17 protein-coding genes are annotated in these 22,002 nt (G+C 63.8%); 10 read left to right on the top strand and 7 right to left on the bottom strand.

The genetic code is table 11. The features are described 5' to 3' along the window. Positions 1-18 precede the first annotated feature (18 nt). The 3 genes from bcp (at position 19) to ACVNHC_RS12815 (ending at position 2,866) form a co-directional block, all read left to right on the top strand. On the top strand, positions 19-486 hold the full coding sequence (gene bcp, locus ACVNHC_RS12805; RefSeq protein ID WP_123194441.1) for a thioredoxin-dependent thiol peroxidase: 468 nt from the start codon (positions 19-21) through the stop codon (positions 484-486). Between the two features lie 69 nt (positions 487-555). Then, entirely contained in the window at positions 556-1,392 is an 837-nt protein-coding gene (locus ACVNHC_RS12810) for a ferritin-like domain-containing protein (protein WP_457167480.1), read from the top strand. Positions 1,393-1,510: 118 nt separating this feature from the next. Continuing rightward, on the top strand, positions 1,511-2,866 hold the full coding sequence (locus tag ACVNHC_RS12815) for a M23 family metallopeptidase (RefSeq protein WP_457167481.1): 1,356 nt from the start codon (positions 1,511-1,513) through the stop codon (positions 2,864-2,866). 85 nt (positions 2,867-2,951) lie between these two features. Here ACVNHC_RS12815 and prfB read toward each other — a convergent pair. The 3 genes from prfB to ACVNHC_RS12830 form a co-directional block, all read right to left on the bottom strand. Next, positions 2,952-4,083 (bottom strand): peptide chain release factor 2 gene (prfB, locus tag ACVNHC_RS12820; protein ID WP_186393269.1). Its coding sequence is split into 2 segments (ribosomal slippage): positions 2,952-4,013 and positions 4,015-4,083, totalling 1,131 coding nucleotides; the frame shifts between segments, so codons are not numbered across the junction. A gap of 139 nt (positions 4,084-4,222) precedes the next feature. Further along, positions 4,223-6,673 (bottom strand): penicillin-binding protein 1A, encoded by a 2,451-nt coding sequence (locus tag ACVNHC_RS12825; protein ID WP_050473184.1) that lies wholly within the window; start codon positions 6,671-6,673, stop codon positions 4,223-4,225. A gap of 171 nt (positions 6,674-6,844) precedes the next feature. After that, positions 6,845-8,179, bottom strand: coding sequence for an N-acetylmuramoyl-L-alanine amidase (locus tag ACVNHC_RS12830; RefSeq protein WP_247653265.1), 1,335 nt, complete (start codon positions 8,177-8,179; stop codon positions 6,845-6,847). Between the two features lie 879 nt (positions 8,180-9,058). Between ACVNHC_RS12830 and ACVNHC_RS12835 the strand changes: the two genes are divergently transcribed. Further along, on the top strand, positions 9,059-11,713 hold the full coding sequence (locus tag ACVNHC_RS12835; RefSeq protein WP_457167482.1) for an Rne/Rng family ribonuclease: 2,655 nt from the start codon (positions 9,059-9,061) through the stop codon (positions 11,711-11,713). A gap of 90 nt (positions 11,714-11,803) precedes the next feature. On the opposite strand, the gene ACVNHC_RS12840 is transcribed toward ACVNHC_RS12835, so the two are convergent. Further along, entirely contained in the window at positions 11,804-12,916 is a 1,113-nt protein-coding gene (locus ACVNHC_RS12840) for an aminotransferase class I/II-fold pyridoxal phosphate-dependent enzyme (protein WP_457167708.1), read from the bottom strand. Between the two features lie 246 nt (positions 12,917-13,162). Between ACVNHC_RS12840 and ACVNHC_RS12845 the strand changes: the two genes are divergently transcribed. The 6 genes from ACVNHC_RS12845 to aat all read left to right on the top strand — a co-directional run bounded on the left by ACVNHC_RS12845 (position 13,163) and on the right by aat (position 18,635). Next, a complete protein-coding gene (locus ACVNHC_RS12845) occupies positions 13,163-14,596 on the top strand; it encodes a M48 family metalloprotease (RefSeq protein ID WP_094461861.1) in 1,434 nt (477 codons plus the stop codon). A 54-nt stretch (positions 14,597-14,650) separates the two neighbouring features. Next, on the top strand, positions 14,651-15,418 hold the full coding sequence (locus ACVNHC_RS12850; protein ID WP_050473180.1) for a DsbA family protein: 768 nt from the start codon (positions 14,651-14,653) through the stop codon (positions 15,416-15,418). A 138-nt stretch (positions 15,419-15,556) separates the two neighbouring features. Further along, entirely contained in the window at positions 15,557-16,000 is a 444-nt protein-coding gene (gene aroQ, locus ACVNHC_RS12855; RefSeq protein WP_186393263.1) for a type II 3-dehydroquinate dehydratase, read from the top strand. Positions 16,001-16,023: 23 nt separating this feature from the next. Continuing rightward, a complete protein-coding gene (accB, locus tag ACVNHC_RS12860) occupies positions 16,024-16,488 on the top strand; it encodes an acetyl-CoA carboxylase biotin carboxyl carrier protein (protein WP_019964709.1) in 465 nt (154 codons plus the stop codon). A gap of 11 nt (positions 16,489-16,499) precedes the next feature. After that, a complete protein-coding gene (gene accC / locus ACVNHC_RS12865; RefSeq protein WP_457167483.1) occupies positions 16,500-17,846 on the top strand; it encodes an acetyl-CoA carboxylase biotin carboxylase subunit in 1,347 nt (448 codons plus the stop codon). A gap of 90 nt (positions 17,847-17,936) precedes the next feature. After that, positions 17,937-18,635, top strand: coding sequence for a leucyl/phenylalanyl-tRNA--protein transferase (aat, locus tag ACVNHC_RS12870; RefSeq protein WP_457167484.1), 699 nt, complete (start codon positions 17,937-17,939; stop codon positions 18,633-18,635). Positions 18,636-18,988: 353 nt separating this feature from the next. Here aat and ACVNHC_RS12875 read toward each other — a convergent pair whose 3' ends face one another. The 3 genes from ACVNHC_RS12875 to ACVNHC_RS12885 are packed head-to-tail and all read right to left on the bottom strand — an operon-like array spanning position 18,989 to position 21,896. Next, the gene (locus tag ACVNHC_RS12875; RefSeq protein WP_457167485.1) at positions 18,989-19,768 is read right to left on the bottom strand and encodes an L-fucose dehydrogenase; all 780 of its coding nucleotides are present in this window, start codon (positions 19,766-19,768) and stop codon (positions 18,989-18,991) included. After that, complete coding sequence (locus ACVNHC_RS12880; RefSeq protein ID WP_050473176.1) at positions 19,768-21,045, bottom strand: L-fuconate dehydratase; 1,278 nt, start codon at positions 21,043-21,045, stop codon at positions 19,768-19,770. Before ACVNHC_RS12880 ends, ACVNHC_RS12875 begins: the two co-directional genes overlap by 1 nt. Further along, positions 21,042-21,896, bottom strand: coding sequence for a fumarylacetoacetate hydrolase family protein (locus ACVNHC_RS12885; protein WP_050473175.1), 855 nt, complete (start codon positions 21,894-21,896; stop codon positions 21,042-21,044). Before ACVNHC_RS12885 ends, ACVNHC_RS12880 begins: the two co-directional genes overlap by 4 nt. Positions 21,897-22,002 lie beyond the last annotated feature (106 nt).

Consider the following 22,002-nt stretch of genomic DNA (forward strand, 5'->3'; position numbering starts at 1 on the left):
TGACAAGAGGAAGGCAGCATGACCGATTTGACAATTTCAGCCCCCGCACCGGACGTGGACCTGCTGCTCGGCGATGATGAGAAAGTGAAGCTTTCCAGCCTGCAGGGCAGCCCCGTGGTGATCTATTTCTACCCCAAGGCCGACACGCCCGCCTGCACCGAAGAGTGCATCGCCTTCAGCCAGGCCAAAGCTCAGTTCGAAGCGCTTGGCGCAAAGGTCATCGGAATTTCGCCGGACCCGGTTGCCAAGAACGCCAGGTTCAAGGGCAAGCACGGCCTCACCGTCGACATCGCCTCCGATCCGGACACAGCCGTCTGCCAGGCCTTTGGCGTGTGGGTGGAAAAGTCCATGTATGGCAAGACCTACATGGGTGTGGAGCGCAGCACCTTCCTTGTTGCAGCCGACGGCAAGATCGCCCAGATCTGGCGCAAGGTGAAGGTCAAGGGCCACGTCGACGCCGTGCTTGAGGCAGTGCGCGGGCTCTGAACGCAAGGCGCGGGGGCGGCACGTCCGGCGCCCCCGCCTCTTGCGGATGCTGAAAGGGCTTTTTCGGGCATGAGCGGCATATTTCCATCCTCCGCGCTGGACACGCTGGCCGGGCGCGCCAATGCCATCGTGCGCACGCCGGATCTTTCCGAAAAGGTCCGCCTTGCCTATGAGACCGCCAAGCTCTGGTATGCGCGCAGCCTTGCCCTCGGCTCGCCATCTGCGTCCGCCCAGATGCCGGACCGGCCCGGCCGGCCGGAGCGTCCGGTGCTTCTGGCCCCGCGCGACATGCCCAAGCGCAGCATTGGCGGCGAAGCAGGCAGGATCGCCCTGCTTCACTCGCTGGCCCATATCGAACTCAATGCGGTGGACCTGACCTGGGACATCATCGGCCGCTTCGTGCATGTGCCGATGCCGCGCTCCTACTATGACGACTGGGTGCGCGTCGGGCTTGAGGAGGCCAAGCACTTCAACATGCTGGAGGAGCGGCTGCAGGAACTCGGCGCTGCCTATGGCAGCCTGCCCGCCCATGACGGGCTGTGGCAGGCCGCACAGGCCACCGGGCACGACCTGACCGCACGGCTTGCCGTCATTCCGCTGGTGCTGGAGGCGCGCGGCCTCGACATCACCCCACCGATGATCGAGAAGGCTGCCGCCCTTGGCGATCATGCAACCGCCCGCATCCTCGGAATCATCTACCGGGATGAAAAGAATCACGTGGCCTTCGGTGCCAAGTGGTTCCGCTTCCTGTGCGACCGCCACGGCGAACGGCCCGAACCCCGTTTCCATGAACTGGTGCGCACCCATTTCAGAGGCCCGCTGAAGCCGCCTTTCAACGACCGGGCCCGCTCCGAAGCTGGCCTGACGCCGGGCTTTTACCGCCCTCTCGTCAAGCTCGCGCCTTGAGGAAAACTGTCCTGACGGCAAAGTATGAACGGCAGGAAAGGTGTTTGTTAACCTTAACCGTTTCTAATGATTCCTGACCGGGGCAGAACTCGCCCCTTCCGGATGCATGGAAAACGGCATGTCAGACTTTCCTTCAAGAGCCCGTCAGGGGTTCGGCAAGCGCAAGGCACTGCATCACGTCACCATCAGCAATGGCGAGCGCACCAGGACTTTCACCATCCGCCCCTGGCTCGCCGCAGGCACCTGCCTGACCCTCGGCCTATTCATCACCGGCTATATGGCCGCCGCCGCCTATTTCGTAATGCGCGACGACCTGATCGAAAGCCGCCTGACCCAGCGCACCCAGGAAGCTGCCGTCTACGAGAACCGCATCGCCTATCTCCGTGCCGAAATCGACCGCCTGACCAGCAGCCAGATGTATGAGCGCCGCTCCGTCGAAGGCATGATCGACACATTGCTGCAGCGGCAGAACGAGCTTCTGGATCAGCATGGCAAGGTCGCTGCCATTCTCGACAAGGCCGCCCGCAGCGGGCTTGATGTGGTTTCCGGCCCGGCCATTCCTGCGGCCAAGCCGGAGCAGTTCTCGGATGCCGGCGCCTCCAGCAGCCTCCTGGCCATCGGCGGCCCGGAAGCCCCGCTGGACAATCCCTTCGCGGCTCTCGGCCTGCGCGGCAGCAGCGAAAACGTCCTGATGGACAGCCCTCTTTCCGCCTTTGCCCCCCTGCCCGCAACACAGGACAGCCTGACGGCCAAGCCTCTGCCGGAGCCGGAAGCCCCGCGTGACGACCTGCTGGGCATCGGCGCCGCATTGGACAAGATCAGCGAAGAAAGCAATGCCGCGCTGGATGCCGTGACGCTTGCGGCCGAACATGAAACCAGCCAGCTGGCCTCTGCCGTCCGCCCTTTGGGCTACCGCGTCAGCGATCTTGCAGGCAGCATGGAAGCCACCGGTGGCCCCTATGTGCCGCTTGCCACGGCCACCCTGGACGACAAGATCGAGCGCGCCGAAGCAGCTCTTGATCTGCGCAACAAGGTCCGCAAGTCTGTCGGCGCCATCCCCCTCGCCCGCCCGATCGCCGCAGCGCAGATCACCAGTGATTTCGGCCCCCGCATCGATCCGTTCCTGGGCGGCCTTGCCATGCACACCGGCATCGATTTCCGCGCCCCTTACGGCACGCCCGTGCGCGCCACGGCGCCGGGCACGGTGATCACCGCCTCCTATCAGGGCGGCTATGGCCGTCTGGTGGAAATCGAGCATCCGGACGGGCACCTGACCCGCTACGCCCACATGAGTGCCATCACCGTCGCCGTGGGGGATGAGGTGCGCGCCGGCGATCAGGTCGGCCGCCTCGGCAACACCGGCCGCTCCACCGGTCCGCATCTCCATTACGAAGTGCGGCGGGACGATGAGGCACTGGACCCCATGACCTTCGTCCGCACCGGAGACAGGGTCTCCAAGCTGCTGAAGCGTTAGTCTCCACCTCCTCGCGATATCAACAAAAACCCCGCCGGGACCATTCCGGCGGGGTTTTGCAGTCTTGCAGTCCGCACGGATCGGCTCAGTCGATGTCCGAGACCTCGGCATCCTTGCCGCCGAAGACGCGCTGCGCGAGAGCGGCTTCGATGAAGTCATCGATCTTGCCGTCGAGCACGTCCTGCGGCGAGGAGCTTTCCACGCCCGTGCGCAGGTCCTTGACCATCTGGTAGGGCTGCAGAACGTAGGAGCGGATCTGGTGGCCCCAGCCAATCGAGGTCTTGGAAGACGCCTCGGCGTTGGCCGCCTCTTCGCGCTTCTGCAACTCGGCCTCATAGAGGCGCGCCTTCAGCATCGACCAGGCGGTTGCGCGGTTCTTGTGCTGAGAGCGGTCGTTCTGGCACTGCACGACGATGCCGGTCGGGATATGCGTGATGCGCACGGCCGAGTCGGTGGTGTTGACGTGCTGGCCACCGGCACCGGAGGCGCGGTAGGTGTCGATGCGGCAGTCGCTTTCGTTGACCTCGATATCGATCGAGTCATCGATCACCGGATAGACCCAGGCGCTGGCAAAGCTGGTGTGGCGGCGCGCCTGACTGTCATAGGGCGAAATGCGCACCAGACGGTGCACGCCCGATTCGGTCTTCAGCTTGCCATAGGCATTCTCGCCCTTGATGAGCAGCGTCGCTGACTTGATGCCGGCTTCTTCGCCATCATGGTATTCGAGAAGCTCGACCTTGAAGCCGCTGCGTTCCGCCCAGCGGCGGTACATGCGCAGGAGCATGCTGGCCCAGTCCTGGCTTTCCGTGCCGCCCGCGCCCGAGTTGATTTCCATGTAGGTGTCGTTGCCATCGGCTTCACCGGACAGCAGCGATGCCATCTGCAGCTTCATCACCTCGGCCTTGAGGCCGCGCATTGCCGCTTCGGCTTCCTCGACCACGTCCTTGTCGCCATCGGCACTGCCAAGCTCGATCAGCTCGATGTTGTCGGCAAGTTCCGATTCGAGGCGGCGCACGCCGGTAATGCCATCTTCCAGCTGCTGACGCTCACGCATGAGCTTCTGCGCCTTGGACGGATCATTCCACATCGCGGGGTCTTCAGACAGGGCGTTCAGTTCATCCAGACGGACCAGAGCGTGATCCCAGTCAAAGATGCCTCCTCAGCAGGCTTATGGCCTGCTTGATTTCGTCGACGATGCCTTCCATCTCGGCGCGCATCGGATACCTCTCAAAGCTGGTTCAGGAATGTCGCGGCCACCGCCTCGTTGCCGGGGCAGTGGCCGCAAATCGGGGCGGAGACTAACGGCGCAGGCAGGCCATGTAAACAGCTAGCCGCGCAGGCAGATCTCCGGAAGGGTCAATAAAGCCCGCCAGTGCCGGTCATCACGGCAGCACCTGCCTCCGGCGAAACGGTGCGCGGCACGCCCATCTCGTCCTCGAAGCCGATGACCGAGTAAGTGTCCGGCGGGGCGGTGCCCGGCTTGAAGGACTCCAGAATGGTGCCTTCAGCCCCGGCAACCGCACGCATGCCGGTGTGCCGGTTGATCGGGATCAGCTGCAGACCCTTCGGAACACGGAATTCGACCGGCGGGCTGCCCGCCAGCGCTTCCTTCATGAACTCGGTGAAGATCGGCGCAGCGACAAGGCCGCCCGTCGCACCGCGTCCCATCGGCCGCGGCTGGTCGTAGCCGATGAAGACGCCGACCGCGAGATCCGGCGTATAGCCAACGAACCAGGCGTCCTTCTCCTCGTTGGTGGTACCGGTCTTGCCGGCAACCGGGCGGCCGACCGCACGCACGCTGGTGGCGGTGCCGCGCTGAACCACGCCTTCCATCATCGAGGTGATCTGATAGGCCGTCATCGGGTCGAGCACCTGCTCGCGCTCGTCGATCAGTTCAGGCTCGGCCTGACCGGTCCAGTCATTGGCATCACAGGTTTCGCAAATGCGGCTGTCATGCTTGTAGATGGTGCGGCCGTAACGGTCCTGGATGCGGTCGATCAGCGTCGGCGTCACCTTGCGGCCGCCATTGGCGAGGATCGAATAGGCCGTGACCATGCGCAGCACGGTGGTCTCGCCAGCACCCAGCGACATGGAGAGAACCGGCATCATGTTGTCGTAGATGCCGAAACGCTTGGCATATTCGGCCACCAGCGGCATGCCCATGTCCTGCGCAAGGCGGATGGTCATGAGGTTACGCGACAGCTCGATACCCGTGCGCAGGGTCGAGGGGCCATAGAACTTGCCGCCATAGTTCTGCGGGCGCCAGGTTGCCTGCCCGGCCTGCGCCAGCTCGATGGGCGCATCCAGAACCACGCTGGATGGGGTGTAGCCATTGTCGAGTGCGGCGGCATAGACGAAGGGCTTGAAGGACGAGCCGGGCTGGCGCCAGGCCTGTGTCGCGCGGTTGAACTCGCTCTGGGCAAAGCTGAAGCCGCCAACCAGCGCCAGCACGCGGCCCGTGAACGGGTCCATCGCGACCAGCGCCCCCGAAACGCGCGGAACCTGACGCAGTTGATAGCGGCCGCCGTTCTTCGGGGCCTCGACATAGACCACGTCACCCGGGTTGAGCACGTCATTGGCCGAGTTGGGGGCACGGCCGGACACGCGTGCCCATTTCATGTCGTCCAGCTGCAGCGTTGCCGTCTCGCGCTCCGGCTCAAGGGCGCCGCTGACAAGCCTGCGCGGCTGCAGGCCAACCTGCGCCGTGTTCTGACCAGCCTCCAGCACAACAGCAAGACGCCACTCCGGCAGATCCGAAAGGGCTTCCACCTTGCCAAGCTCAACGCCCCAGTCGCCTGCGACGGGGATCGTCGTCACCGGCCCGCGCCAGCCGCCGCCGCGCTTCTGGTCGAAATCCAGAAGGCCGTTCATCAGCACCTTGCGGGCTGTCGCCTGCATCTTCGGGTCCAGCGAGGAGCGGACCGAGAGACCGCCTTCGTAGAGGCTGTTCTCGCCGTAGATCGATGCGACCTGGCGCCGGACCTCTTCCGTGAAGTATTCGGCAGCAAACAGCTGGGAACCGGTTTCACGCGGCTTCACCGTCAGGGGCTTTGCCTTGGCAGCCTCGGCATCGGCCGCGCTCACATAGCCGTTCTCGACCATACGGTCGATCACCCAGTTGCGGCGCTCGATGGCGCGCTCGCGGCCACGGAAGGGATGGTAATTGTTCGGCGCCTTCGGCAGCGCCGCCAGATAGGCGACTTCCTCAAGGCTCAGTTCATGCACCGACTTGTCGAAATAGACGAGCGAAGCCGCCGCCACACCATAAGCGCCGAGGCCAAGGTAGATCTCGTTGAGATAGAGCTCAAGGATCTCGTCCTTGGTGTAGGCCTGCTCGATGCGCAGCGACAGGATCGCTTCCTTGATCTTGCGGTCGACCGACAGTTCGTTGGTCAGCAGGAAGTTCTTGGCAACCTGCTGCGTGATCGTCGAGGCGCCTTCAGGGCGGCGGCCGGAGCCGAAATTCTGCACGAAACGCACCACGGCACGGGCTATGCCCTCCGGGTCGATACCCACGTGGCTGTAGAAATTCTTGTCTTCCGCCGAGATGTAGGCTTCCTTCAGGATGTCCGGCATGGCTTGGATCGGCAGGAAGAGGCGCCTCTGCTTGGCATATTCGGCCATCAGGCTGCCGTCGGCGGCATGCACGCGGGTCATCACCGGCGGCTCATAGTTCTTCAGCGCCGTATAGTCCGGCAGGTCTTCGCCCAGCTTCTCCAGATAGATCCAGACGCCGGCCGCGACCAGCAGTCCCAGCACCGTACCGATGCCGAACAGATAACCGAAGAACTTGATCAGAAATTTCATGCCTTGGGCTCGCTTCTTCCCGGCCAGAGTGCTGCTGCCGGTCCCCTACCACATTCCGGGCGGGCTGGACACAGGAGCAGACAGAAATCCGGGTTTACCTCGGGACCTTAGTCGTCGAGCAATATGGCGATGCTGAGGCACCGGCAAGCGCAGGCAGGCCCTGCGGCGCAATTACTTGACCTTTGTCCCCGCCGCAGTCTCTCCAGCCGCCCCCTTGTCCATCGCAAAGCGCGGCTGGAAGAAGGCCTCGATCGCGTCCGCAACAGCGGTTGCCGTGCGCTCACGCCACTCCGGCGAAATCAGCAGCTTCTCGTCCTGCTCGTTGGAGAGATAGCCAAGCTCCACCAGCACGGACGGCACGTCATGGGCCCTGAGCACCATGAAACCGGCGGAACGCTGCGGATTGTTGATCAGCTTCACCGCGCTTCTCAGCTCTTCCACGAGGATCTTCGAGAAATGGCTTGAAAAGATCTTGGTCTCCCGCCGGGCGAGATCGACCAGAATATCGGCGACTTCAGCGGGCTCCTCGCTCAGTTCCACCCCGGCCAGTACATCCGAATGGTTTTCCGAGGCGGCAATCTGGGCAGCGAGCGTATCCGACGCCTTTTCGGAGAGCGTGTAGACCGTGGCGCCGCGCACCTCTTCCTTGTAACTGCGCACCGAGTCCGCATGGATCGAGACGAAGAGGTCGGCGTTGTGGCCGCGGGCAAACTGCACCCGCTTGCGCAGCGGCACGAAAGTGTCGTCCTCACGGGTCATGAAGACCGTGTAATGGCCCGTGTCTTCCAGTTTCTTTTTCAGAACCTGCGCAAAACTCAGAACCACTGCCTTTTCCAGCGTGCCATGCACGCCGATGGCGCCCGTATCAATGCCGCCATGGCCAGGGTCCAGCACAACGACAGGCTTGGTCTTGCCCGCCGACGAAGTCAGCTTGTTTGCCTTGGGCGCGGCCTGCTGGCCATCCGTCACCAGGGCGCTGAGCGGCTGATGGGTGCGCTCGGCCTCGGCGAGAAATTCCTCACGGCTGGTCTTCACAAGGTCGACAACAAGCCGGGCCGGCTGGTCTTCGATGGCTTCCAGAACGAAGCTCTTGTCCACCTTGGCCGGCTCGGTGAGGTCCAGCACGATCCGTGCGTTTCCCCTGGCGAACAACAGGCCATAGCGCCAGCTCCGGATCAGACCGCGCCCATCCGTGCCCGAACCTTCGGGCAGCTTGAACTCCATGGAAGGCAGATCAATGATGACCCGGTAGGGATCGGCGAGATTTGAAACGATGAAAGGCACCTGCCCCTGCAGGTCCAGAACGAATCGTGTCCGTGTTTCGTCCCCGGCAATCCGGGCATCCGTGGCAGCAGAAGACAGGTCCGAGGCAACCGGCAAGGTTTCCGCCCGAACCGGAGCGCTTGCGGCCACGGCAGGCACCGCCAGAGCGGCCGCAAGCATCACCCTCGCCACGACACGGCGCAGCGCAGGCAATACAAAATCGCGCAAACCTATGCGGGCCACGGGCGCGTTCCGCTCGCGGCCTGGCAGAAATACAGACAAACTCTGCTGCAATCTGACTGGCAATCCTCTACTCCGGTCCTGTTTGCGGGCTCGGATGCGGCACCTGCCGCGCTCTTTAATCCCTCCGGTGGCGTGCCGTCAAAGGACGGATCCTGATGCAATGACCCTGCCGGTGGATGGTTAACTCCGTGCTAACGGGCCTTGCCGCCGCTTGCAAGCTGGCAGAGATGATTTCCATTGCTTGCCAAGGCGCTTGCTGACCCGTAAAAGAAGAATACGGATTTCGGTTTGCAGCCGATACTGCCTCAGATGATGGGAAGAACAGTCTTTCCACATGTCTTGGCGGCTTTGCCGGACGCGCGGAGCGGAGTGGAGGCCATTTGCCCCGGCCGCGGCGCCCGGCGTTAAGAGACGGCGAAGCATTGGGCGGTATTAGGTGTGACGGGTGCGGGCTGTCCCTGGACAGTCTGGAATTGGCCGGACCAGAAGGCAGTGAGCAGGCTTCAATCCTGCGCGCTCCGCCCGAAGGGTGACCAGAGTGACCTGTCATGGTGTCAGGCCCCAAGGCCGGGCTGCATGCCCCATCCGTGAAAACAGAAGCGCCTCGCAGGCGGCCATCGGGCCTCTTGCGGCAGCACTTCGCGGTGACAACAGTTTAATCAAGGGCAGGCGTTGCCTTGAAGCACAGCGCGATGCAGGCGGAAATGACACAAACGGTGTCCCCGATTTTGCGGGACAGCCGGTCCGCAGGCATAGACGCGCGCACGCCAGCTCTTTCGTCTTTCCATCCAAGTGACAAGAAAACGGTCTGCCGGACCTTCAGCCACGGAGCGCGTCAGCCGCGCCCCGGGCGTCCGGCTGCCGTGGAGACCTTCATCAATGGCAAACAAGATGCTGATCGACGCGGCGCACCCGGAGGAAACCCGGGTCGTCGTGGTGCGCGGCAATCGAGTTGAAGAATTCGACTTCGAGGCAGCTAACCGGAAGCAACTGCGCGGCAATATCTATCTGGCGAAGGTGACGCGGGTCGAACCCTCCCTCCAGGCCGCATTCGTGGAATACGGCGGAAACCGGCATGGTTTCCTCGCTTTCAGCGAAATCCATCCTGACTATTACCAGATCCCCGCCGCTGACAGGCTGGCGCTGATCGAAGACGAGCGTCACGAGGAAGAGCGGCGCGAAGCTGCTGAAAACGCCCGTCATGCCGCCCGCGAGGCTGCGGCCTCCGAAGCGGCCAAGGACGGAGACGACAGCGACGACGACGACGACGATCACGAGGATTCGGACAAGTCGTCCTCCGACGGCGACGATGATGCCGACCACGTTGAATCGGTCGGCGCCGAAGATGCCATGGAAGAGGTGCCGGAACGCCGCACCCGCCAGCGCAAGCAGTACAAGATCCAGGAAGTCATCAAGCGCCGCCAGGTGCTGCTGGTTCAGGTCGTCAAGGAAGAGCGCGGCAACAAGGGCGCAGCCCTGACCACCTATCTGTCGCTCGCCGGCCGTTACTCGGTGCTGATGCCGAACACGGGCCGTGGCGGCGGCATTTCCCGCAAGATCACCCAGCCTGCCGACCGCAAGCGCCTGAAGAAGATCGCCTCCGAGCTGGAGGTGCCGGAGGGCATGGGCGTCATCCTGCGCACCGCAGGTGCCAGCCGCACCAAGGCCGAGATCAAGCGCGATTTCGAATATCTGATGCGCCTGTGGGAGAACGTGCGTGACCTGACGCTGAAGTCCAGCGCGCCCTGCCTCGTCTATGAGGAAGGCAGCCTGATCAAGCGTTCGATCCGCGATCTCTACAACAAGGACATCGACGAGGTTCTCGTCGCTGGCGAAGACGGCTACCGCGAGGCCAAGGACTTCATGCGCATGCTCATGCCGAGCCATGCCAAGAACGTCCAGCCCTACCGCGAGGCCTCGCCGATCTTCACCCGCTTCGGGGTGGAGCCGCAGCTCGATGCCATGTTCTCCCCGCAGGTCACCCTGCGCTCGGGTGGCTACATCGTCATCAACCAGACGGAAGCTCTGGTCTCCATCGACGTGAACTCGGGCAAATCCACCCGCGAGCACAATATCGAGGACACCGCCCTCCAGACGAACCTTGAAGCCGCCGAGGAAGTTTCGCGCCAGCTGCGCCTGCGCGATCTGGCCGGCCTCATCGTCATCGACTTCATCGATATGGAGGAGAACAAGAACAACCGGACGGTGGAGCGCAAGCTCAAGGATTGCCTGAAGAACGACCGCGCACGCATCCAGGTTGGCCGGATCTCGCATTTCGGCCTCATGGAAATGTCGCGCCAGCGCATCCGCACCGGTGTTCTGGAAAGCTCCACCACGCCCTGCCCGCATTGCCATGGCTCGGGCATGATCCGCTCGGTCGAATCGGTTGCCCTGCATGTGCTGCGCTCGCTGGAGGACTTCCTGCTGAAGGGCGTCACCCACAATCTGATCGTGCGCACGAACACGTCAGTGGCGCTTTACATCCTCAACCAGAAGCGCCGCAACCTGGGTGACCTTGAGGCCCGTTTCGGCCTCGAGATTGCCGTGGTGGCAGATGAGGTGGGCCATGGCCAGCATTACGTGCTGGAGCGCTCGTCCCTGATTGACCGCGACAAGATCCCCCTCCCCGCCCCGCCGCAGATCCAGCCGCATATGGTCGAGATCGAAGAGATCGACGATATCGTCGAGCCGGAGGAAGAGGACGAGGATGACGTCGAGGAGGAACTGGAAGCAGCCTCGGCACGACCCTCTGCCCGCGAGCAGTCCGAAGACAGCGACCGCCGCAAGCGCCGCCGCCGCAAGCGCCGCCGCAGCCCGGAAGCAGGTGGTGACCGTCAGGCCGGCCCGCGCCAGAACGAAGACGGCTCGGACGCTGATGCTGGCGATGACGCGGAAGGCAGCGAAGGCGAAGACGGTGAAGCGTCTCAGGGTGAAGGCGCCCAGGGCGATGGTTCCGACGAGCCCAAGCGCAAGCGCCGCCGTGGCCGCCGTGGCGGCCGCCGCGGCCGCCGCAATGGCGAGCGCGAGGACGGTGAAGAGGGCAGCGACGGCGATGAAGATGCGTCCGGTGAGGATGCAGACGCAGCTGCTGCTTCGGAAGATCTGACCGGCGCCGTTGAAGGGGACGAAGCCGCAAATGGCGGCTCCTTTCCCGAAGCAGCCGAAGCCCCCGCTGCTGCAGAGGCTGACGCAGACGCTCCTGCCCGGGTGGAAGCAGCTCCGGCAGTGGCCGAAACGGCTGAGGAAGCCGTAACGGCCGCTCCCGAGGCACCGCAGGAAGCCCCGGCGGCTGAAACTCCGGCAGCAGAGGCCCCGGTTCTGGAAACCGTTGCCGCTGAAGCTCCGGCCGAAGCCGCCGCAGAGGTTGCCCCGGCGGCTGAAGTCGAAGCGCCCGCAGAACCGGCAGCCCCGGCCCGCCCGAAGGCACCGGCAACGCCGGTCGTCACCAGCCAGACCGCCGGTGACGGCGAAGGCCCGGATGACGAAGGCAAGCCCAAGCGCTCCGGCTGGTGGCAGCGCCGCTCCTTCTTCTGATCCCCTGATCAGAGACTAAAAAAGAACCCCTCCGGAAGGATGCTTCCGGAGGGGTTTTGTTTTCTCTCTCTTCGGCGAAGCCCTGCGCCCTCAGCGCCCTTTCAGCCATCCGTCCAGACGGCGCACGGCCTCTGCAATATCCTCACCGGCCCCGGCGAAAGAAAAGCGGGTGTAGCTGGCGCCATGCACCGGATCGAAGTCTGCGCCCGGCGTCGCCGCAACACCGGCTTCATTCAGCATGGCGCGGGTGAAATCGAGGGAGCTTTCGGCGAAACGGCTGGTGTCGGCATAGACGTAGAAGGCACCATCCACCGGCAGCAGCCGGTCGAAACCGATCTTCGGCAGGGCCTCCAGCAGCAGCGCCCGGTTGGCGGCATATCCGGCCTTGATCCCTTCCAGCTCTTCTGTGGCGTCAAAAGCAGCGGCAGCGGCGATCTGTGACAGTTCCGGCGCGGAAATGTAGAGGCTCTGGGCGATGCGCTCGGCCGGACGCACAAGGCTTTCCGGCAGCACCATCCATCCGATGCGCCAGCCGGTCATGCAATAATATTTGGAGAAGCTGTTGATGATGATGGCGTTGTGGGAGGTCTCCAGCGCGCAGGCCTGCTGCCCGTCATAAACGAGCCCGTGATAGATCTCGTCGGAGATAAACCAGATGCCGGCATCGTCACAAAAACGGGCAAGATCCGCGAGGGCTGCGGGCGTCATCATCGTGCCGGTCGGGTTGGCGGGGCTCGCCACCAGAACGCCCTTGACCGGGCCATCCTTCAGCGCCGCTGCAATGTGATCCGGCGTCAGGCTCCAGCGGGTGTCCGGCCCCACCTCGATTTCCACCGGCACCAGCCCCAGCGCCTTGATGATGTTGCGGTAGGCCGGATAACCGGGCGCCGTCAGAACGATCCGGTCACCCGGATCGAAGGCGGCAAGGAACGACAGGTTGAAGCCAGCCGAAGACCCGGTCGTCACCATGATCCGGCTTTCGGGCACCTCGACGCCATAGGCATCGCGGTAGTGGCGGGCGATGCGCTGGCGCAAGGGCGCGATGCCGCGCGCCTCCGTATAACCGAGGCGCCCGCCCTCCAGCGCCTGCCGGGCGGCGGCAAGAACGGTGGATGGGGCCGGTGCGCCGGGCTGGCCCACTTCCATGTGGATGAGATGCCGCCCCTCCGCTTCCAGCGCACGCGCCGCCGACAGAACATCCATGGCCAGGAACGGGTCCACGGCACTGCGGGCGGAAGGGATGGTCTTCTGGCTGGTCACGGCGCAAATCCTCACGATGGCTGTTGCCACGCGGTTTACAGCGTTGCCCTGTCATATGCCAGCCGCCGCTTTGGCGGGCTAAGAACGCACAGCACACCAGAGCGTGACCGGATGCGGCGGCCGGGCCTGTTGACCTGCCCCGGATGCCTCCCCTACTTTCTCCAGCAACACGCAGAAGAGGAAGCACCCGTGCGACACATTTCCACCGTTCAGGAACCCGGCGGCGGCAAGGCAGCCGCCCCTGTCCTTGGCCGGATTCTGCGCAAGGCCGGCACCCTGTTCATGGCAGCGGCGATTGCCCTGCCCTCGCTGACCGCACCATCGGCGGCCCAGGGGCGGAAGATTCCGGTCGTGCGCGATGCAGAGACCGAAGAGCTCTTGCGCGATTATGCGGCACCGATCTTCAAGGCTGCCGGGCTGCCGCAGGGACAGGTGGAAATCATCCTCGTCAACGAGAACACCTTCAACGCTTTCGTTCCCGATGCGCGCCGCATGTTCATCAATGTGGGCGTGCTGATGGAAGCCGAGACACCGGGCGAGGTCATCGGCGTGATCGCCCATGAGGCCGGCCATATCGCGGGCCGCCATCTGGTGCGCCTGCGCACCGCCCTTGCCAATGCGCAGATCATGACCGTTGTCGGCATGGTGCTGGGTGCAGGTGCCATGGCGGCAGGCGTCTCCAGCAATTCCTCCGGAGCCACAGGGGGCGGTGCGGCCATTGCCATGGGCGCGCCGGGCATCGGCCAGCGCTCGCTGCTGGCCTATCAGCGCGGCGAAGAGGCCGCTGCCGACAAGGCGGCCCTGCGCTATCTGGAAATGACCGGCCAGAGCGCCAAAGGCATGCTGCGCACCTTCGAGCGCTTTGCCGACCAGCAGCTGTTCTCGGCCAAATACACCGATCCTTATGCCCAGAGCCATCCGATGGCGCGCGAGCGTTACAATGCGCTTGAGGAGCAGGCCCGCAAGAGCAAGTATTTCGACAAGCCCGCCCCGCCTGCCCTTCAGGCACGCCATGACATGGTGCGGGCCAAGCTGACCGCCTTCACCAGTCATCCCAACGCGGTCGCCCGGCTCTATCCGCGCTCCGACACCAGCATGCCGGCTCAATATGCCCGCGCGGTTGCGGCCATGCGCAGCAGCGGCCGGGCTGCTGTGAAGGACATTGACGCGCTGATCGCCAAGCAGCCGGACAATCCGCATTTCCATGAGCTGAAGGGCCAGGCCCTGCTGGAATCAGGAAACCCGAAGGCAGCCATCCCCTCCTTCCAGCGCGCCGTGCAGTTGCGGCCCAATGAGGGCCAGTTCCTGATCTGGCTTGGTTATGCCATGGTCGGCGCCAATGAGCCCTCGCTCCTGGCTGAGGCGGAACGCATCCTGAAGAACGGCATCCAGCGCGACCCGAATTCCGGCATCGCCTTCAGCCAGCTGGCCATTGCGCAGGGGCGCCAGGGCAAGCAGGCAGAGGCGGATGTCTCCACAGCCCAGGGCATGATGATGGCGGGTGACTTCCAGGCGGCGAAACGATATGCCGCACGTGCTCAAAAGAATTTGAAGCCCGGAACGCCTGCATGGATCCTGGCAGATGATATCCTGACCTACACGCCGCCGGCCCTGAATCGCTGAGCTGCAGCAATCCGTTTCCGCACCACGCGCGGCATGCGCGCAGGAGTTCTATGAATGAACCGCTTTTTCCGCTGTCTCGCTGCGCCCGTGCTGGCGCTTGCCCTTGGTACCCTGGCTCCCGTGACGGCTTCGGCCCAGTCCCCCGCCCTCGACAAGGCGCAGGTCGAGCAGATTGTGCGGGACTATCTGCTGCAGAACCCCGAAGTCATCCGCGACGCTCTTGTCGAACTGGACCGCCGCGACAAGGAAGCCGAAGCCACCCGCGTCAGCGCAATGCTGGCGGACAAGGACGGCGCCCTGCTCAATTCCCGCCATCAGGTGGTGCTGGGCAATCCGGATGGCGATGTCACCATGGTCGAATTCTTCGACTACAACTGCGGCTACTGCAAGCGCGCCATGGCCGACATGGAACGCCTGCTGGATGAGGATCCGAACCTGCGCGTCGTGCTGAAGGAATATCCGGTTCTGGGCCAGCCCTCCTTCGAAGCCGCACAGATTGCCATCGCCGTGAATGCGCTGGCGCCGGACAGATACCGCGAATTCCACGTCGCCATGCTGACCATGCGCGGCAAGGCCGATCAGGCCAGCACGCTGAAGGTCGCAGAGGCGATGGGCCTTGCCCGTGACGATCTCGCCCGCGCGGTCACCAAGGACGATGTGCGCGCCAATGTGGAAGAAGTATATGATCTGGCCGACCAGCTCGGCATTTCCGGCACGCCGTCCTATGTGATCGGCGATGCGGTGATCAAGGGCGCCTATGGCTACGACACGCTGAAAGCCGCCATTCAATCCGTGCGCAAATGCGGCAAGGCGAACTGCTGACCGGATCCGGCATGCCACGGGCATTTCCGTAAATTTCACAAAGACCCTGGGGGCGGCCACGGCGCTGCCCCAATCAGGGCTTTTCCTCCCGCGCGCAAATCCCTATAAGGATGCGGAAATCGCGGCGACGGAGAAGGAATGCCCGCCACCTTTTTCATTTTGAACGGCCCCAATCTCAACCGGCTCGGCAAGCGCGAGCCGGAGACCTATGGCCGTACGACCCTCGCCGATATCGAGGCCCAGGCACGCGCAACTGCCGCGCGGCTCGGCTACGACATCGTCTTCCGCCAGTCCAACAGCGAAGGGACGCTGGTGGACTGGATTCACGAAGCCGCCGACACCGGCGCTGTGGGGATCATCATCAATCCTGCCGCCTACACGCACACATCCGTCGCCATTCATGACGCGATCCGTGCCGTGGCGCTCCCTACGGTGGAAGTCCATCTGTCCAACGTCCATGCACGTGAGGCCTTCCGCCACCACTCCTATGTCTCACCGGTTGCGGCCGGCGTGATCTGCGGCTTCGGCGCCAAGGGCTATGACCTGGCGATCGAGGCCCTGGCCCACAAGCTCGGCGCCTGAACGACTACAGAAAGCACTTTGAGATGACCAAAGAAAACAACGGTTTCGACAAAAACCTGATCCGTGAGCTGGCGCTCCTGCTCGATGAGACCAACCTGTCCGAGATCGAGCTGGAGCAGAAGGATTTCCGCATCCGCGTTGCCCGCGAGCTGACGATCCAGGCTTCCGTTGCCTCTCATTATGCTCCGGCTCCGGCCGCCGCCCCCGTGGCAGCAGCTGCCCCTGCCGCAGCACCGGCAGAGCCCGCAAAGCATCCGGGCATGGTGCCCTCGCCGATGGTCGGCACGGCCTACCTCTCGCCCGAGCCGGGTGCCCGCGCCTTCGTAGAAGTCGGCGCCGCCGTGAAGGAAGGCCAGACGGTTCTGATCGTCGAGGCCATGAAGACCATGAACCAGATCCCCGCTCCGCGCAGCGGCGTGCTGAAGCAGGTGCTGGTCACCGACGCGCAGCCGGTGGAATACGGCGAACCGCTCTTCATCATCGAATAAGGGGCGCCCCCATGTTCACCAAGATCCTGATCGCAAACCGCGGCGAAATTGCCCTCCGGGTGCTGCGGGCCTGCAAGGAGCTCGGCATTTCCACCGTGGCGGTGCATTCCACCGCCGACGCGGATGCCATGCACGTGCGCCTTGCCGATGAAAGCGTCTGCATCGGCCCGGCTCCGGCCCGTGACAGCTACCTCAACATCCCGGCCCTCATGGCTGCCTGTGAAATCACCGGCGCCGATGCAGTGCATCCGGGCTACGGCTTCCTGTCCGAGAACGCCCGCTTTGCGGAAATTCTCGAGGCTCACAACATCACCTTCATCGGCCCCACGTCGGAACATATCCGCATCATGGGTGACAAGATCGAGGCCAAGCAGACGGCCAAGCGCCTCGGCATTCCGGTGGTGCCGGGTTCTGACGGTGCCGTGACACCGAAGGACGATGCCCACGCCATTGCCCGCGAGATCGGTTATCCGGTGCTCGTCAAGGCGGCAGCGGGCGGCGGCGGACGCGGCATGAAGGTGGCGCTGACCGAGGCTGACCTCGACAACGCACTCTCAACGGCCCGTTCCGAAGCCAAGGCCGCCTTCGGGGATGATGCTCTCTACATGGAGAAGTATCTCGCCAAGCCGCGCCACATCGAAATCCAGGTTCTGGGTGACGGTCAGGGCAACGCCATCCATCTGGGCGAGCGCGACTGCTCGCTGCAGCGCCGTCACCAGAAGGTGCTGGAAGAGGCTCCCTCCCCGGCGCTCAACGCCAGCCAGCGTGCGGAAATCGGCGAGATCGTTGCCGATGCCATGCGCAAGCTGAAGTACCGCGGCGTCGGCACGGTCGAGTTCCTGTATGAAGACGGCCAGTTCTATTTCATCGAAATGAACACCCGCCTGCAGGTGGAGCATCCGGTGACGGAAATGGTCACCGGCATCGACCTCGTGAACGAGCAGATCCGCATTGCGGCGGGCGGCACGCTCGGCCTCAAGCAGGAAGACGTGCTGTTCGAAGGCCATGCCATCGAGTGCCGCATCAACGCGGAAAACCCGCGTAGCTTTGCGCCTTCGCCCGGCACGATCACCTATTACCACCCGCCCGGTGGCCTTGGTGTGCGCGTCGATTCCGGTGTGTATCAAGGCTACAAGATCCCGCCGCACTACGACAGCCTCATCGGCAAGCTCATCGTCCATGGCCGCAACCGCGTGGAATGCATGATGCGCCTGCGCCGTTGCCTGGACGAATTCGTCGTCGACGGCATCCAGTCCACCATTCCGCTGTTCCGCGATCTGGTGGACAATCAGGACATTGCCAACGGCCAGTATGACATTCACTGGCTGGAGAAGTATCTGGCTGCAAAAGATCAGTAAGATACGGGACAAGGCGTCTCCGCCCGCATGGCCGGGCGGAGACTGCATCTGATCAGATCCGGCGCAAGACCGGACGGTACAGGCCTCGGGATGGCACGCAAGAACAACGACGACGCCGTTCTGGAAATCACGCCGCAGCTTCTGCTGAAGGCCTATGCCTGCGGCATCTTCCCCATGTCGGAATCAGCGGACGACCCGCATCTGTTCTGGATCGAGCCGGAACAGCGCGGCATCCTGCCCCTCGACGGCTTCCACCTGCCCCGCCGCCTTGCCCGCACCGTGCGCTCGGACCATTTCGAAATCCGCGTGGACAGCGACTTTGAAGGCGTCATCAGCGGCTGCGCCGAGCCGGCACCGGGCCGGGACAACACCTGGATCAACACGGAAATCCGCCGCCTCTACGGCGAACTCTTCGAGCTTGGCCACTGCCACACGGTAGAAGCCTGGCGCGAGGGCAAGCTGGTGGGCGGGCTCTACGGGGTGAGCATTGGCGGCGCCTTCTTCGGCGAAAGCATGTTCGCCCGCGAGCGCGACGCCTCCAAAGTGTGCCTCACCCATCTGGTCGCCCGGCTGGTTGCGGGCGGCTACCGCCTGCTCGACACCCAGTTCACCACCAGCCATCTGGAACGCTTCGGCACCATCGAAGTGCCCAAGGCGGACTACAGCCTGCTTCTCGAAGACGCCATGCGCTGCGACGCCAGCTACTTCACCCTCCCCCCCGATGCCACCGGCGAAATGGCGCTGGCGGTGCTGGACGGGCCGGAAGGGCCAGAGAAGCAGAAGGCGTGAGGCGGCGCGGCTTTGCGAGCGCTCGGGCGCCGGGATTGCGAAAGACTATCCACCTTCGTAAAGACGTTCTACCGTCGCAAAGTCTCTCCACCTTCGTCATGCCATGACTTGATCATGGCATCCATGCCGATCCTGCACAAAGCTTGAGGCGGTTAATATCACTCAAGCAAATCAACGCCCTGAGCGAACGGAGAAGCAATGGAGTGGATGCCATGATCAAGTCATGGCATGACGGAGATTAGATGTTTTCGTAGAAATAATCAGCTCAACAACGCTTTCGCAGTTTCACGAAATGAAAAAGCCGGAAACTGATCCTCAGTTCCCGGCTTCTTTCTTTCAACGCTCCAGACCCCTCACCCGCGCAGGGCGCGGTCGAGGTGGGTGTAGCCGCCGTCAGGGAAGACCCACTGGCCGGTCGTGTGGGACGAGCGGGCTGACAGCAGGAAGACCACCGTGTCCGCCAGCTCCCGCGGCGTCGTCATGCGGGCGCCGAAGGGAATGCGCCCCTCGATCTCCGCAAGCCGCTCCTCCGGATCCGGGAAGGACTTGAGCCAGTTTTCGTAGAGCGGTGTCATCACCTCGGCCGGCAGCACGGCATTGACCCGCACCCCGTCCTTGGCAAGCTCCGCCGCCCATTCCCGCGTCAGGCCCAGCTGCGCCGCCTTGGCCGCCACATAGGCCGAGGTGTTGCCCTGCCCCGTCACCGCCGTCTTGGACGAGACATTGACCACGGCCCCTTTCGAGGCCTTCAGGTCGGCCAGCGCATGATGCATCAGCGCATAGTAATGCATCAGATTGCGGTCGAGCGAGGCGCGGAAGGCTTCCGGCCCGGCATCAAGGCCGACGCTGTCATTGGCGCCGGCATTGTTGACCAGCCCGTCGATGCGGCCATAGCGCGCCCGGCAGGTGGAGATCACCGCCGCGCAATCCTCATCGCGCGACAGTTCCGCCTGAATGAAGGAGGCTTCAGGCGACAGGGCGGTGATCCGCGCCATGAACGCCGCCTCCGGTTCCCGCCGCGTGGCGATGACCGGAATGGCCCCCTCTTCGGCGAGAATTTCGGTGACGGCAGCCCCGATGCCCGAAGCGCCGCCCGTGACGATGATGACCTTGCCCTTGAGCCCCAGATCCATCAGTTTGCTCCGAACCGGTAGGCCGCGATGGACGCCGGTTTCATCTCGATGGAGAAGCCCGGCAGCTGCGGCGGCATGTAGGCTGCATCACGGATGAGGCAGGGCTCGACGAAGTGCTCATGCAGGTGATCCACATATTCGATCACCCGGCCCTCATAGGTGCCTGCGATGCACAGATAGTCGATCATCGACAGATGCTGCACATATTCGCAGAGCCCGACGCCGCCCGCATGCGGGCAGACCTTGAGGCCGTGCTTGGCCGCCATCAGCATCACGGCGAGGATCTCGTTGACGCCGCCAAGGCGGCAGCTGTCGATCTGCACCACGTCGATGGCACCGCGCATGATCAGCTGCTTGAAGATGATGCGGTTCTGGCACATCTCGCCCGTGGCCACCTGAATGGGGGCGACGGCTTCGCGGATCTTGCGGTGGCCCTCGATATCATCGGGGCTGGTCGGCTCCTCGATGAACCACGGACGGGCAAAGGCAAGCTGCTTCACCCAGCCGATCGCCTGATCGACTTCCCACACCTGATTGGCATCGATCATCAGATTGATGTCCGGGCCGACCGTTTCGCGGGCAATCGTCAGACGGCGGATGTCGTCGGCCAGATCGCGGCCCACCTTCATCTTGATGTGGCGGAATCCGGCATCGACCGCCTCGCGGCACAGGCGCCGCAGCTTGTCGTCGTCATAGCCGAGCCAGCCGGCCGAGGTGGTGTAGCAGGGATAGCCAGTGGCTTCGAGCTTCGCCCGCCGCTCCGCCTTGCCTTCCGCCTGTTTCGTCAGGAACTCCAGCGCCCATTCCGGTGTGATGCAATCCGTGAGGTAGCGGAAGTCGATGCAGCGCACCAGCTCTTCCGGGCTCATGTCAGCGACGAGCGCCCAGACCGGCTTGCCCTCGATCTTGGCCCACAGGTCCCAGACCGCGTTGACGATGGCACCGGTTGCCAGATGGATGGCGCCCTTATCGGGGCCGATCCAGCGCAGCTGGCTGTCGGAGGTGATGTGCCGCCAGAAGCGGCCCATGTCTTCGGCAACCCAGGCCATGTCGAGGCCCACGACCAGCGGACGCAGGGCCTCGATGGCGGCAACGCAGATCTCGTTGCCGCGCCCGATGGTGAAGGTCAGACCGTGGCCCTCGTGAGGGCCATCGGTCTCCAGCACCACATAGGCTGCCGAGTAGTCCGGATCCGGGTTCATCGCATCCGAACCATCGAGATGCTGGCTCGTGGGGAAACGCAGGTCCGCCGTGCGCAGACCGGTGATCCTGGTCATGCCCGCACCACCTTCTGGGTCTGCTCGCCGAGGCCCGCGATGCCGAGGCGGATGGTCTCGCCGCCCTTGAGGAACACCGGCGGCTTCTGGCCGAGGCCAACGCCCGGAGGCGTGCCGGTGGAGATGACGTCACCCGGCTGCAGCGACATGAAGCGGCTGAGGTAGGACACGATATGGGCGACGCCGAAGATCATCGTTGCGGTGGAGCCGTCCTGATAGCGCTTGCCATCGACTTCCAGCCACATGTGCAGGTTGCCCGTATCGGCGATCTCGTCGCGGGTCACCAGCCAGGGGCCGATCGGGCCGAAGGTATCGCAGCCCTTGCCCTTATCCCAGGTGCCGCCGCGCTCGATCTGGAATTCGCGTTCGGACACATCGTTGATGACGCAATAGCCGGCCACATGGTCCAGCGCGTCCTTTTCCTCGATGTACTTGCCGCCCTTGCCGATGACGATGCCGAGTTCGACTTCCCAGTCGGTCTTCTGCGAGCCGCGCGGGATTTCGATGGCATCATCCGGGCCGCAGATGGCCGAGGTCCACTTGTTGAAGACGATCGGCTCTTTCGGGATGTCGGCCCCGGTTTCAGCCGCATGGTCGGCGTAGTTGAGACCGATGCAGATGAATTTGCCGACGCGGCCCACGCAGGCGCCAAGGCGCAGGTCCTGCTGCGGGGTGCCCGGCACCACCGGCAGCGAAGCCGGATCGATGGCGGCAAGACGCGCCAGGCCTTCCGGCGTCAGGTGGCTGCCGGCAACGTCATCAATGACGCCGGACAGATCACGCACCTTGCCATCCTTGTCAAGAAGGCCCGGCTTTTCCTGGCCATTCGGGCCGTAACGCAGCAACTTCATGTCAGTCTCCGTGGGTAAGAACGGGACCGGGCAATCCGCCCGGCCCCAGATTGTCAAAGCTGAGCCTCAAACCAGATCCTGACGAGCTTGCCTCATCAGGTTCTTC

It is taken from the genome of Pannonibacter sp. Q-1 (assembly GCF_054073275.1).

What these genes read in the sequence shown, in the direction of transcription:
- accC (WP_457167483.1), top strand. Translation starts at nt 16,500, where the DNA reads ATGTTCACCAAGATCCTGATCGCAAACCGCGGCGAAATTGCCCTCCGG.
- ACVNHC_RS12835 (WP_457167482.1), top strand. Translation starts at nt 9,059, where the DNA reads ATGGCAAACAAGATGCTGATCGACGCGGCGCACCCGGAGGAAACCCGG.
- ACVNHC_RS12850 (WP_050473180.1), top strand. Translation starts at nt 14,651, where the DNA reads ATGAACCGCTTTTTCCGCTGTCTCGCTGCGCCCGTGCTGGCGCTTGCC.
- ACVNHC_RS12815 (WP_457167481.1), top strand. Translation starts at nt 1,511, where the DNA reads ATGTCAGACTTTCCTTCAAGAGCCCGTCAGGGGTTCGGCAAGCGCAAG.
- aroQ (WP_186393263.1), top strand. Translation starts at nt 15,557, where the DNA reads ATGCCCGCCACCTTTTTCATTTTGAACGGCCCCAATCTCAACCGGCTC.
- ACVNHC_RS12875 (WP_457167485.1), bottom strand. Translation starts at nt 19,768, where the DNA reads ATGGATCTGGGGCTCAAGGGCAAGGTCATCATCGTCACGGGCGGCGCT.
- ACVNHC_RS12885 (WP_050473175.1), bottom strand. Translation starts at nt 21,896, where the DNA reads ATGAAGTTGCTGCGTTACGGCCCGAATGGCCAGGAAAAGCCGGGCCTT.
- ACVNHC_RS12840 (WP_457167708.1), bottom strand. Translation starts at nt 12,916, where the DNA reads ATGGATGTTCTGTCGGCGGCGCGTGCGCTGGAAGCGGAGGGGCGGCAT.
- accB (WP_019964709.1), top strand. Translation starts at nt 16,024, where the DNA reads ATGACCAAAGAAAACAACGGTTTCGACAAAAACCTGATCCGTGAGCTG.
- bcp (WP_123194441.1), top strand. Translation starts at nt 19, where the DNA reads ATGACCGATTTGACAATTTCAGCCCCCGCACCGGACGTGGACCTGCTG.
- aat (WP_457167484.1), top strand. Translation starts at nt 17,937, where the DNA reads ATGGCACGCAAGAACAACGACGACGCCGTTCTGGAAATCACGCCGCAG.
- ACVNHC_RS12825 (WP_050473184.1), bottom strand. Translation starts at nt 6,673, where the DNA reads ATGAAATTTCTGATCAAGTTCTTCGGTTATCTGTTCGGCATCGGTACG.
- ACVNHC_RS12810 (WP_457167480.1), top strand. Translation starts at nt 556, where the DNA reads ATGAGCGGCATATTTCCATCCTCCGCGCTGGACACGCTGGCCGGGCGC.
- ACVNHC_RS12880 (WP_050473176.1), bottom strand. Translation starts at nt 21,045, where the DNA reads ATGACCAGGATCACCGGTCTGCGCACGGCGGACCTGCGTTTCCCCACG.